The organism is Microcoleus sp. Pol12A5 (genome assembly GCF_036701435.1).
In the GTDB taxonomy this organism is placed as follows: Bacteria; Cyanobacteriota; Cyanobacteriia; order Cyanobacteriales; family Microcoleaceae; genus Microcoleus.
In genome coordinates, this window is record NZ_JAUBQU010000029.1 from 1 (window position 1) to 12,969 (window position 12,969).

Genomic DNA, 12,969 nt, shown 5'->3' on the forward strand with positions numbered 1-12,969 from the left:
AAAACTGAGCGCGAGTTAAGTGTTGTTGGAGATGTGTCTGATAAAATAGGGGTAGCATATTTTTTGATAGGTCGTTGGGAACCTTCTTCTGACCTATCTTTTTTTACCACAAGTCGGTTAACACCTCTCTCTATCTGGGTTGCGGCGGGGTTGTCACCCCGCCAGGATTGCTATAGTACAATATGCGTTTTAGATGCTGAACAGCTTAATCTCAAATACCCTATCTAAAAACTGCAGTCTCACCCCGGAACGCGAGAGCAACTTTTCAACAGCCTTAAACTCTCTACAACTGAACCCATCAATTAAGATAGATTCATCGAGTCCTTCTAACTTTTCTAAAGTTGTTGTCATCCCAACCGCCCCTTACTAAATCCAATCTTAATTATATCCGCTTTCCCCTGCGTTCATCTGCCAACATCTGCAGTTGCAACTCCCTCTACTGTCCCAAATTTCCCTTATACTCGTCCGGTACAAATTCCGTAACCACTTGGCCACCGCCACCGTCGCCTTTGACAATCACAGTTTGATTTTTCAGCTCTCCCGCTGCCCTCGGCCCAGTCAAATTAAACACCGGATTTAGTTGCTTGTAAACCACATTTCCTTCCGCGTCGAAAGTCTGGTTAGTTAAATACCACGTTACTCGATCGGTATTTAATTGAGCTTGACGTTTTTCCCCAATTCCTACCACATTGCCCGTCAAATAAAATATTTTTTTCTCTAAATCTCCGCGCCCCGTATCGCCAGTCATCGTCACCTTTTCCACGCGGTGCAAAACCTTCACAGGCCCGGGCGATATCACATATTGCGCGGGAAAATTCCAACTCATCAAACTACTTTCTATTTGCAGCGGTGGGTCTGATGGCATCAACTGAGCATTTTTTGTCAGCGTCGCAATTTTGGTCTTTAAGTCTACATCTACTTGGTCGGCAAAACCGCTGTCTGTTACTATTTTATCTTTGTATCTGTCTATTTGAGTGGGTTTGTCGCTGTTTACCTTTTGTTGCCCCACAAACCACACTAAGTGCTCGGTTCGCAATTGCAAAATCGGATCTTTAACATTGGCCACCACAGAACCGAATAACTCCATCCTCTTAGCCCTGCTGAAAACCCGCACTTCCTTCGCTGAAGCCGTCACCTGTTTGTTCTCTCCCGTCAAATTGTTACGGACAACTAAAACATCCTCCTTTGGTCGCCACTCCAACTCATTTCCGCGTAACACCACTCCATTTTTCAGGTCTGTAGCGACTATGTTACCTTTGAGAAAAACCTGATTTCCTTCCTGAAATACCTGCCCGGTTTCTCCCTGAATGTCATAAATCTCTTTGCCGTCCTGAAACAATTTGCCTACAGGTTTCTCAACGTTAACTATCTTTTTATCTTTGCTGTAAACGGCATTTTGCGAGTTTACTTTCCAGAACGTCTCGCCCTTTTCGTTTGCTTGTTCTAGAGTTACTTTGTTTAAAGTTAAAGTGCTGTTTGACTGTTGAGCAGTTTGGAGATCCTCAGCTAATTTATTCTTTTGAGTCTCTTGCGGAACCGAACAAGAATCAATCCCCAAAAGCAGTGCTGCTAAAAATAGCAGCCTCCATTTTGGGGATTTGAAATGGGAAAGTGGGGATGTGAGATTAATCATTGGGCATTGAAAATTGGCAATCGGTAATTGGGAATCGGTAATTGATAATTGGGTATTGAAAAACACTTAATCAAAAATTAAAAAAGTTTCATGCTTTGTTAAAAATTTTAACTTCTAATTCTCCATTATTCAAACCATTAACCATCACCCATTACCCGTTACGCATTATCCATTACCAAATCCCTATCTGTCGTCGTGTTCCTCCATCAAGCTCAGACCAGACAAAGGGCGGTAAGCATAATTAGGGCGCGATGTTTTTTGGATGTCGTCCTTAATCATTTCCAAATCGATATAGCGATCGGCTACATTAATCAAACTGTCGCTCGTCATCGATCGCAAACTCACCACCTCCACCCGCACACCGCGATAGCTCACCGCATCTACAGCATAAGCCAAATCGCCGTCACCGCTCACCAGAACCGCCGTGTCGTAAGACCCCACTAAAGCCATCATATCCACAGCGATTTCTACATCCAAATTCGCCTTCTTAGAACCATCGGGCAACTGTACCAAATCCTTAGAAATCACCCGGTAGCCGTTGCGGCGCATCCACAGCAAAAACCCCTGCTGTTTCTCGTTAGTGCGATCGACACCCGTGTAGAAGAAAGAGCGCAGCAGCCGCGAGCCCGCAGTTAAACGGCACAGCAGCTTAGTGTAATCAATTTCAATTCCTAGCTGCAAAGCCGCGTAAAAAAGGTTAGAACCGTCAATAAAAATTGCCACTCTACCCCTATTTTCTAGAACCTGTTCCGGCGTAAAAAGATCGTTGCTTTCTATTCTATTCAACATGATTGTTATGCCTCAATTTTTATGAAAGATTGGTAAGGAAATAACTGCTAATTCGTAGTCTGTCATCACACCCAGAGCCCTGGCTGCCAACTATGAAGGTACTGTTTACAGCAGTTCGAGCCGCTTAAAAACAGGTTGGGGTTCCCCCAGAGTTTGGTTTGCCGGCAAAGCGCCCCAGGCAGCATGAGCTGCAAAATTCGCTAAACTGTTAACTGTAACTCGATCGTTAAAGTCAATTGAAAAACCTAGCTGCTGATAGATAGCGTTGCTGATATTTGGAATAATCGGCGATAAAAGGTAAGATGCTAGTCTAACAGATTCCAGAACAGAATATAGCACTTGTGCGACACTTTCGATCTGTCCCTGCTTGTACAAACTCCAAGGTGCTTGCACGTCAATAAACTTGTTACCGGCTCGCACTAATGCAAGCACGGCTTCGGAAGCCTTGCTAAAAGCCAACTCTTCGTAAAAACCCGCTACTTGAGCGCCCAAATCCAGGCTCATAGCCTTGAGAAGGTTGTCGCCGTCAATGTTTTCTCCCAACACATTCGGTACGCAACCACCGCAATATTTGCGAGCCATATTTAGGGTACGGTTAAGCAAATTTCCCAAATCATTTGCTAGCTCAGCATTCAATATATTGATAAACCGAGTTTCGTTAAAATCGCCGTCCTCTCCGAACTCAATTTCTTTGAGAAAATAGTAACGCACTGCATCAGCGCCGTATTTGTTGACCAATTCGACAGGGTTTAAAGTATTACCCTCCGTTTTCCCCATTTTTTTGCCGTCTTTGGTCAAAAACCCGTGTGCGAAGACGCGGCCCGGCACCGACAGATCCGCTGACATCAGCATTGCCGGCCAGTAAACTGCGTGGAAGCGAAGAATATCTTTGCCGATCAAGTGCAAGTCAACCGGCCACCATTTAGATAAAGCATTCTCCAACAGCGGGTCGCTGTCCGGATCTAGCAAGGCGGTGACGTATCCCAGCAAAGCGTCAAACCAGACGTAGATGCTGTGACTGGGGTCAACTGGCATTGGTAGACCCCATTCGAGATTCACTCTAGAAATCGAAAAGTCTTGCAGTCCAGAGTTGACGAAACTGAGCACTTCGTTGCGTCGGCTTTCCGGCGCGATGAAGTCGGGACGTTCTGCGTACAATGCCAGCAGTTGGTCTTGATACCGCGAGAGACGGAAAAAGTAATTTTCCTCGTCGCGCCACTCAACTTCCTTGCTGGTGTGGACGGAACACCGATTTCCCGGCAACAATTCCCTTTCATCCTTAAATTCTTCACAGGAGACGCAGTACCAGCCTTGTTGCTGGTTCAAGTAGATGTCGCCGGAGTTCCAGACGCGTTGGAAAAATTCTTTGACAATGTACTCGTGGCGCCGCGAAGTTGTGCGGATGAAGCGATCGTACTGGATGTCGAGTTGCTCCCAAAGCGCCTCAAACGCCGGAACCACTGAATCGCAGTGAGCTTGGGGCGATCGTCCCAAACTCTCGGCTGTCCGCTGAATTTTCTGCCCGTGTTCGTCGGTCCCCGTCACCAGCAAAACAGATTTACCCCGCAGCCGCTCAAATCTGGCTAGGGCGTCTGCAGCCATAGTCGTGTAAGCACTGCCAACGTGAGGTAAATCGTTTACATAATACAGAGGCGTTGTTATCGCAAAGGTATTCTTAGTTTTATCAGTCGATTTCATTGAATGCTAAAAGAAAATTCCCTAAATTTAGTTTCGAGCTTAACTCAGCAGTTAATTTTTTTTTGAATTGCAATCAAGCCAAATTCACTGCAAGTTATTTGCAATTGTCTAAGCCGGGCTATTCCCAAAAGAAATATTGCTTTCATCTCCACACTAATCTTTTTTAGTTGTTTTTGACGAACTCTCTAAAATGTCTTAATATTTTGACATTCTGCTGCCTTGGGAATCGACGATCACGGGGTTCGCGCCTCCTCAATTTATTTGTCGCAGCCGCTATCCCTAGGGCGGGGGATCGCCCACCCGGTTTGCAACAAAACTCATCGGTTAAGCTGCTAAACCTCCCATTCGACTAACACTCCGCGACCACTTTCTCTAAATGCGCGATCGCTCACCATCGCCATCTCTTGCTCCCGATCGCTGGAAAGTCGATCGCCCGCAACTCCTGCCACTTTCCGAGTCGCTCATGGACGCAGAAACCGGGTTGTTTACGAAACTCTCTGGTCAAGCGCGAAGCTTTAGTTTCTTACCCCACAAAGAGTATAAAACCACATTGCGCACCCTCAAGTGTCACTATCGGTTTTTACTTATTTTTATGCAGCAATAAAACTATAAGTTATACTATAATACCGTAGATTAACGTATAAAAAAATTTTTAAAAGCATAATTTATTACTTTAAAGATATAGTTTTCTGCGTAAATATGCTGTGTAACACCCCAAGGTGCGGAATGTGGGATAAAAGCCTAAGTTTTTTGTCACAAAACCCGGTTTATAAAGGTTGCGAGTACGTCCACAGACAATCAAACCCCAAGCCAGTTAAGCTTGGGGATATCACATTAGGGTGCATCTAACAAGGGATGATCCGATCGCCCTCGATCGCCATCAGGAAAACTAACTCGATTTCCACCAATAGCTTCTGACAAATAATCGGCTGCCGCTTCCACCACCGCGATCGCATTTTCGTAAACCATCCGCGTCGGTCCCAAAACCCCAACACTACCCACCGGGACCGATCCCCGGCGGTAAGTCGAAGAAATCAGAGTACAGCCACGAATTGGTTCTAAGGAATTTTCCGAACCAATACGCACCGTTACCCGCTTGCCGGGGGTGTCTAACTCAGGCGATTCAAAAATCAAAGGCCAAAGCAGTTCCTGCTCTTGTTCGAGCAATTGCACCAAAGTTTGAACTTGCTGCAACTGCGAAAACTCAGGCAAGCGCAGCGCTTCTGCCAAACCGCCGATTAGAATACGCGTGTAGGTTGGATTGCTTTGGCGGCTGCTCAAAGCAGTCAGCATCGTTCCCACCCACTCAGCGTACAGCTCAAAGTCCCGGTCTAACTCGCTCCAGTCTACAGCCGAGAGTTCCAAGAGCGATCGTCCGCGCAACTTGGTGTTCAAAAAATTCGACAAAATCTGCAATTGGCGATCGACGATTTCGGCATCAGGCGTGTTACCTTCTGCGTCCCTCGGCAACTGCACCAAAACCGATTGAGTTTCGTAAGCATCCGTCACCACGATCAGCATCACCTTTCCCGGCTCTAGCTGCACCAGTTGCAAGTGGCGCAAGCAAGCCATATTGGTTTGCGGTATGGTGATCATGGCTATGTAACCGCTGATAGTTGCCAGGATTTGAGCAGCGCCACGGAGTGCCGCGTCCATGCGACCATCCGACCAATTGAGTTGGTCTAGTACCTGTTCCACCTTGCGGGCGAGCGTATCAGAGGGTTGAATCAACTGGTCTACATAAATTCGGTAGCCGGAGTCAGAGGGGACTCGTCCTGCCGAAGTGTGGGGCTGATAAAGCAGTCCAGCTTTTTCAAGAGTCCCCATCGCATTGCGAATTGTAGCTGGGCTGACGCTGAGGTTGAATTCGTCAGCCAAAGCTTTTGAGCCAACGGGTTCCGCTGTAGCTATGTAGTGGCGAACCGTTGCCCAAAGGATGTGTTGTTGCCGATCGGTGAGGTTAACGCGCACAGATATTTAAGCAGAATTAGAATTTAGAGTTGAAAGCCACTATTTAATCGAAACGTCTGTCCGAAGAGGGCGAGCGGGCAGACTTATCTATTTAAGATAACAGATTTAGGCAAAGGCAGAAGGAACAGGCAAGAAGGAAGAATGTTTTAACTTGTAACTTGTATAGCAACCGCCCGGACGCTTAGGACGTTCTTAATCGCACTTTCCCCATCTGGCCAATTACTTTCCTCTCTCCTAGAGAACAACTAAAGCCTTCTTCCTTCTTCCTTTTTCCTTCTGCTATAACTTTCTATTTGGGAGCTTCGTTTCCCCGAACCGGATCTGAGTCCAATGCCTGATTCGTCGGCTTTCCTGGACCCAATTCGCTTTAAGTGTGTTGTTTCAGAATATTTTGCAGGTAACTAACCACTGCATCCGGCTGTTCCACCATTGCCAAATGGCCACAATCGGGAAGCTGAAGGACATTCTCGCCGCAACCTTGGAACATCCAATGAAAGCTAGCCAAATGCAGCACGTATTTTGGTTCCATAATTTTGTCTTTAGTACCGGCAATAAAATAAACAGGCTGCTTGAGTTGGGACACAATTTGTGGCAAGAGGTGAATCTCCGCTTCTGTGGTCGAGTCCAACAAAGCCCCCAAAGCTGCCTCTGGATGAGCTCCCACGAAATCTATTAAGCGCTGCCGTCCCCAAGATCTTCCGATCGAGCGGGCTACAGAATCGCGGGCAAAGACGAAATCTGCTAAGGGCAAGCGAGGCAGCCAGGCGGGACGCATTGTTACTAGCTGCTTGCCTACCGCTCGAAACCGCTCGAATTCTTCCTTAAGATAGATGCCACCCCCTGCATTGATGCAGACCACACCTTTAATACGATCAGACAATTGGCTGGCTCCCCATAGAGCGATCGTACCGCCCAGAGAGTGTCCCACCAGCCAAGCAGAAGATATATCGAGTTTTTCGAGTAAAAGTTCCAAATCGCGAGCGTAAGCTGCGGGAGTGTAACAGGAATTTAGCGGTTTGGAACATGGACGAGCATCGCCTGCGTCCGATTGAGAATCGCCAAACCCCCGTAAATCATAGGTAAGGCACTGATAGTTTGATGCCAAGCGATCGGTCAAAGGTTGCCAGTAGTGGCGGCTTAACAGCCAGCCATGGACAAATACCAGAACCGGGGAAGTAGCAGTCGGAGCCGTCAAATCGTAAGCGTGCCGAACCCCTAGGATGTCGATTGTTGCCATACTTTTATCCTACCCGCTCCATAAGACCTATGTAAACCTATGTATAGCCTTTCTCAGAAAGAGAGAGTACGCCGAAACCCTGTTTTCTAAAGCTTTTTCAGTGAAATTGCTTACCTCATCTACTCAAGAAGCGCTATAAGTAAGTCAAGAAGACTCAACTTTATCGATTTACCTCTTACTTCCTGCTGCAACGCGCGGTCTTAAGTTAACGCTACAAGATTTTTCTCCACTTCACTGGCAATCTTGGCCTAACTTGCCCTTTTATCCGATCGCCCTGGAATAAATATTCCTTCTCTCCCAGCGTTATATGTTTTTTGCAGTATTCAAATTTCTGTCTGCTGTATGATACTCGCAAGCATGACATACATCAGCGCGATTTTTGAAGCGCCTTTTTCGACAACAATTTTCCCATTTTTAGCCGATTTGTAAATCGTAAATCCTCGGAATCTCAGTATCAATTTCGATTACAAATATTTTGGTAGTCTAGTCCAAAATTAAGTTCGTACCTTCCACATTTAACTTTAAACCAGAAAAATTGTGATGATTCAAGACTGCTTTAATCTATCACTAGGTATAGCTAAGTAGCCTTAGTTATACCTAGTTTTGAAAGAGGTAATACGTAATTTTAGGGGATTTTTGCGAATACTTACGACTTTTGCGTGTAGTTCCGCAAGCTGATTTTACGAACTAAAAAAAGTCAGCAATATAGCAATCCTTCCATCATTGGTGAATTTATTAGAAACTCAGATCGGGTTCGGGGTGGGTTGGGGTGGGGTAAAAAATTTACGACTCCTGCAAGAATTGCTATATTGCTGGTAAAACTCCCCTATGTCTTTGGCACATCTTTTCTATTAAGGCGGTTATTTTGTAGATAAAGTACGCCATCAAGCTTAAAAAGCTTGACAACATCGTTTCGGGGTCTCCCGTGTTTATAATAACCGCTATCTAGACTCGTTTGTACGAACAATGGTAATGGTGTCGATCTTTTTGCCCTATCTCACTGGAAAACTTCTGTAAACTAATGTCTGCTTAGAGAAATCTAGTTATTTAGATATCATCGCTAACTTGCCCTAAAATCGCTCGCCCAGCAATCTTTGTCGCACCCCCTCAGCGATTTTCTGCCCCAAATACTCGGGGATTAAACTTTCATTGGGCCCCAACAAGTAGAGAATTAGGCGAGTTCGCCCCCGCCAAACCAGCAAATTAGCATTTACGACCAACAAATCCTCTTGCCAGATGGCATACATAACTTTGTAAAAAAGTCCAGGTTGATTATCTGCTTCAATCAGCAAAGCTGGCAAGTGGAAAACCGGATCGACGTAGAATTCAGTTGCCACATCTTCCAAACCCGCGTCTAAATTAAATTCCACCGCCAACATCTCTTCAACCTCAAAATGTCCCGCCAAGGCCTCTCGAACGGCTCTACAGACGTTTTCTGCTGTTTTATCTGCCAATACCTTGCCACCGCGAGATACGACCAATTTGATAAATACCAGCATGGGCGGGTAAATTTGACCGTACAGACTCAGACTGTGAATTGTCAGTCCGTAGGCCGCGAGCACTCCAAAAATATCGCTCAGTAGAAAAGACTGGTTCCGGTAAGCAAAATGCAGGGCACTTTTGTTACCTTCGGCTCGAATTTCGATGACTGCTTGCCGAGTTTTGTAAAGCTGGTAAGCTAATTTGAGGTTTTGCAACTGGATTTCGCTGCTGACAAATTGCTCATAAAACTGCGGAAACGCTCGGTTAAAGCGCTTGAGGAGTTCTAGTGTAGATGGTTTTAAACCCGAAGCCATAATTGAGGAGAAGGTGCGGGAGATATATGAGGTATTGACTCTTCCATGCCTTATGGCAATGGGATTTTCGATTCGACGATTCGACTTAAATTGTGCCCGTCTCCTCACTAAAAGCAAAAGTCAAATCTGTCTGAGAACTTATCACGAGAATGTCACCGTTGCGCCATTCCAGTGCTATTTCCCACCAAGGGTATAAGTTCCGACGCGATCGGCGGCACTCAAAAGAAGCAATTCCCAAAATGCCTCTGTCCTGGTTCGGCAACAAATTTTACCTTAAAAGCGGGTTGTCCGGGCACTGGCTAGCAGAACAGTTCTACCAAACTTGACAGAATCAAAAAAGCGCAGACTCAATGTTGGACGACAAATCCCTGTTTTCGGCGTAAGATGAGTGTACCGTAAACTGTTCCTCAAGAGGTTACCCGCAATTCATCCCACGCCGATCGGAGTGGATTTATCTTTCGGGTTCTCTTTCTCGTCGTCCAACTTCTACTACCTTAACCGCGCCTGCATGGGTTTTTGGAAAAACTTATTTAGTAGTTCTGAGTCTGCCTCTGTACCCCAAACAGCGGATTTTGAGGAAGATGTGGCTGTTGGGTTAGGCGATCCGCTTTCCCCAACGTTTCGCAAACCCGCCAGCGGCAACGCTCGCATCTTTTTCAGTTGCGATCGGGACATTGACCTCTACGAACTCGAAGAACTTTGTAATGCAGTGGGTTGGTCCCGCCGTCCCCTGCGTAAAGTCAAAAAAGCTATTCAGCACAGCTTCCTAGTCGTCTCTATGTGGGAGATGCGGGGCAGCCAGCGACGGCTGGTGGGTTTCGCCAGAGCGACTTCAGACCATGCTTTTAATGCCACGCTTTGGGATGTGGTAGTTCATCCCGACTACCAGGGCAAGGGCATGGGCAAGGCGCTGATGAAATACATAATTAAAAAACTCCGCAGTGAAGATATCAGCAACATTACCTTATTTGCTGACCCTCAAGTGGTGGACTTTTACCGCAATTTGGGCTTTATGTCCGATCCAGAGGGGATCAAAGGTATGTTTTGGTATCCAGATTAGCGAGCGAGGTGCAGGTCGGCGTTGATTTGTTGAGGAAATACAATACAATATTGACGCTGCCAACACCAACTGCACCTGTGCGCTGCGGTCAGTTACCCGTGGATGTATCTCGGCAGCATACCAGTTATGAAACTGTGCAAGTATTGTCAGTCGATTTGAGATTTGAGACTGCGGCGAGTGATTCCAGACGATCGGCGCTCAGTTGAGCCGTCAAGTCCCCGTCAGTCGAGTCGCCCTCAGTTGAAGAAACTATTTGAGATTTATTCCACAGATGAATCTGGGAGCTTGAACTAGGGTCTAAAATTGTGAGCAGATCACGATAGGAGTTAGGGGCTGGTATCGGTTTTTGGGTGGGGTCAAACCGCACAACCTGAAAAAAACTTTGCCTTAGCTGCATCTAGAGCTAAATATTTAATAAAGCTTGACAAGCAAGCGGTTTTGTGTGTTAATGGTTAGAGGTTAGCTAACTATAACACCGGGATGTAGCGCAGCTTGGTAGCGCGCCTGCTTTGGGAGCAGGATGTCGCAGGTTCAAATCCTGTCATCCCGATCGCACAATGTTAAATAATAGATTTAAGAATAGATTTAAGCAGAACTGTCTCAGATGTTTACATTTCGTCAAAATGAAAACAAATTGAGGCAGTTTTTGACGATCGTGTTAAGTCGCCAGTCTTTGCGTTAATGTGTTTCAGGATCGCTCCTGATGGAAAAAACATGAAATCATTAGTTCGTTTGGGCGCAATATTGGGAATTGTCGGCAGCACTCTGCTGAGCCCCTCCCCAATTGGCAAGATGTCTGCACTGGCACTGCCGGAGCCGCAAATTTTGGAAAAATTGCGATCGGTGCCAGTATTTACGATTACAGACGCTCAGGGTGCGCCCCTGATCGCTTCTGTTCCCAAGCAGGGTCAGGGTCAAACTGGTAATGCTTCCGTGGCGGGAATTTTCATCAGCCAAAAAGATGCTCAAGCTTTTGTCGATCAACTGAAAACCAGAAATCCTCAGTTGGCGGCCTCGGTGCGCGTGATGCCGGTCTCCCTGGGCGAAATTTATCAGATCACTCAAGCAAATAAAGGCAAGCCGGAGGAAGTTCAATTTGCTTTCGTTCCGGCTCCGCAGCAGGTGCAGTCGGCTAAAACTGTACTTCAGCAGACTGGTCAACAAGTTAACGAGTTCAACGGTGTACCTCTGTTTTTGGCCAGAGGCGGTGCGGAAAATGGTTATTTGACGATTCAGCGGGGTCAGCAAGAGGTGATTCCCTTGTTTTTTAACAAGGAGGATTTACAGGGCATGGTCGATCGTTTTAAGCAGCAGCAGCCGAACGTGACCGCCACAATTAAGATTGAGGTGGTGAACTTGGAGAGCGTTTTGGAAGCTTTGCGTACTGAGAACGACCCGTTTTTGACCCAAATGATTTTGATTCCGTCGCGGGAGTCGCTGGAATTTGTGCGATCGCTCCAACCTTCTGGTGCGGGCCAAAATCAACAGGTGGCTCCGGCTCCAGCTCGGCCGGCTCCAGCCTCTCCGGCTCCAGCTCGACCGGCTCGCTAATACTTAGCCAGCAGTCATCAGTTATCAGTCATTGATTAGTAGGTTGGGTTTCTCGACTCAACCTACTATTTACGGATTAGAAATTAGCAATTAGCAATTATTACCAAAGTCTTATGTTAGTTTCGGGTTTAGAGGTTTGGCAGTGGATGAATCAAGCTAAAACCGAGGCGATTACCTATGACATTCCCCTAGCAGAAATCGACTGGCTGTTGCAAGAGCTGGCTGGTTTGGATAGGTTGGCTCTGCGTTTGGAGTCGTTTAAAGATTTGCCAAAAATAGAATTAAAGTTGTCTTTATCTGAACTTGCTCAATTGTGGCAGCGGCGCTTGCAGGAACGGGTGCCGGTGCAGTATTTAATGGGAGTTGCACATTGGCGGCATTTTTCGCTCAAAGTAACGCCGGCGGTGCTAATTCCGCGTTCTGAAACGGAATTGCTGATCGATTTGGCTGTAGAAGCTGTTAAAAGCCGTTTAGAAGCAGAAAATATTAATCAAAAATCTACCCCCCCCAACCCCCCCTTACTAAGGGGGGGAGAAGATTTAAACTTCTGGGAGCTTCGGGGGGGAGAATTTGCCAAATCGCATTGGGTGGATTTGGGGACGGGCAGCGGGGCGATCGCGATCGGCTTGGCTTCTGCGTTGACAAATGCTAGGGTTTATGCAGTAGATTGCAGTTCGGAAGCTTTGGCAGTTGCTCAACTGAATGCTGAGAATTTGGGTTTTGCATCGCGAATTAATTTTTATCAAGGTTTGTGGTGGGAACCGCTAACCTTTCTTAAAGGTTGCGTTAGTGGCATGGTCTCTAACCCGCCTTACATTCCCAGCAGCACCGTGCTGACTCTGCAACCGGAAGTTTTGAAGCACGAACCTCATTTGGCGTTAGATGGCGGTTTGGACGGGTTAGATTGCATCAGGCATTTGGTAGAAACGGCTCCCGATTATTTAGAATCCGGGGGAGTTTGGTTGGTGGAGATGATGGCGGGACAAGCTGAGGCGGTAGCTGATATGCTGCAAAGTCACGGGAGTTACCGTGAAGTTCAGATATTTTCTGATTTAGCAGGAATTGATCGGTTTGCTTTAGCCTATCGGCGGTAGGAAGCAAGGCTAGCAAAGAGAGAATTTTTCAACTCTGTATACTTGCTTGATTTTGAGAGATTATAGTTGGGGTAAAAACTGCGATCGCACTCAGCACCCAAGAGGTATCACTGTGAAGTTGGAATACCAGTTTACTTTCA

12 protein-coding genes and 1 tRNA gene are annotated in these 12,969 nt (G+C 46.5%); 5 read left to right on the plus strand and 8 right to left on the minus strand.

Going from position 1 to position 12,969, the window contains the following annotated elements; all coding sequences use genetic code 11:
* Positions 1-189: 189 nt before the first annotated feature.
* The 8 genes from QUA45_RS10455 to QUA45_RS10490 form a co-directional block, all read right to left on the minus strand.
* Complete coding sequence (locus tag QUA45_RS10455; protein WP_333100409.1) at positions 190-351, minus strand: hypothetical protein; 162 nt, start codon at positions 349-351, stop codon at positions 190-192.
* A gap of 85 nt (positions 352-436) precedes the next feature.
* Positions 437-1,633: an LPS export ABC transporter periplasmic protein LptC gene (lptC, locus tag QUA45_RS10460; protein ID WP_333100410.1), complete on the minus strand. Its 1,197-nt coding sequence runs from the start codon at positions 1,631-1,633 to the stop codon at positions 437-439.
* Positions 1,634-1,816: 183 nt separating this feature from the next.
* On the minus strand, positions 1,817-2,422 hold the full coding sequence (locus QUA45_RS10465; protein WP_006631885.1) for a LabA-like NYN domain-containing protein: 606 nt from the start codon (positions 2,420-2,422) through the stop codon (positions 1,817-1,819).
* A 105-nt stretch (positions 2,423-2,527) separates the two neighbouring features.
* Positions 2,528-4,120 (minus strand): methionine--tRNA ligase, encoded by a 1,593-nt coding sequence (metG, locus tag QUA45_RS10470; protein ID WP_333220612.1) that lies wholly within the window; start codon positions 4,118-4,120, stop codon positions 2,528-2,530.
* Between the two features lie 834 nt (positions 4,121-4,954).
* A complete protein-coding gene (gene hrcA, locus QUA45_RS10475; RefSeq protein ID WP_445243266.1) occupies positions 4,955-6,097 on the minus strand; it encodes a heat-inducible transcriptional repressor HrcA in 1,143 nt (380 codons plus the stop codon).
* Between the two features lie 361 nt (positions 6,098-6,458).
* Entirely contained in the window at positions 6,459-7,328 is an 870-nt protein-coding gene (locus tag QUA45_RS10480) for an alpha/beta hydrolase (RefSeq protein ID WP_333100413.1), read from the minus strand.
* A 1,070-nt stretch (positions 7,329-8,398) separates the two neighbouring features.
* Positions 8,399-9,124, minus strand: coding sequence for a hypothetical protein (locus tag QUA45_RS10485; protein ID WP_006631881.1), 726 nt, complete (start codon positions 9,122-9,124; stop codon positions 8,399-8,401).
* 85 nt (positions 9,125-9,209) lie between these two features.
* Positions 9,210-9,389, minus strand: a complete 180-nt coding sequence (locus QUA45_RS10490; protein ID WP_333220613.1) for a hypothetical protein — start codon at positions 9,387-9,389, stop codon at positions 9,210-9,212.
* A gap of 243 nt (positions 9,390-9,632) precedes the next feature.
* On the opposite strand from QUA45_RS10490, the gene QUA45_RS10495 reads away from it, so the two are divergent.
* The 5 genes from QUA45_RS10495 (at position 9,633) to QUA45_RS10515 (ending at position 12,829) form a co-directional block, all read left to right on the plus strand.
* Positions 9,633-10,184 (plus strand): GNAT family N-acetyltransferase, encoded by a 552-nt coding sequence (locus QUA45_RS10495; protein ID WP_172187348.1) that lies wholly within the window; start codon positions 9,633-9,635, stop codon positions 10,182-10,184.
* On the plus strand, positions 10,169-10,390 hold the full coding sequence (locus tag QUA45_RS10500) for a hypothetical protein (RefSeq protein WP_333100416.1): 222 nt from the start codon (positions 10,169-10,171) through the stop codon (positions 10,388-10,390). The genes QUA45_RS10495 and QUA45_RS10500 overlap by 16 nt, the downstream gene beginning before the upstream one ends.
* Positions 10,391-10,660: 270 nt before the next feature.
* Positions 10,661-10,734: transfer RNA gene (locus QUA45_RS10505), tRNA-Pro, on the plus strand.
* Between the two features lie 164 nt (positions 10,735-10,898).
* A complete protein-coding gene (locus tag QUA45_RS10510; protein ID WP_333220615.1) occupies positions 10,899-11,735 on the plus strand; it encodes a Tic22 family protein in 837 nt (278 codons plus the stop codon).
* A 113-nt stretch (positions 11,736-11,848) separates the two neighbouring features.
* Positions 11,849-12,829, plus strand: a complete 981-nt coding sequence (locus QUA45_RS10515) for a HemK/PrmC family methyltransferase (RefSeq protein ID WP_333100418.1) — start codon at positions 11,849-11,851, stop codon at positions 12,827-12,829.
* Positions 12,830-12,969 lie beyond the last annotated feature (140 nt).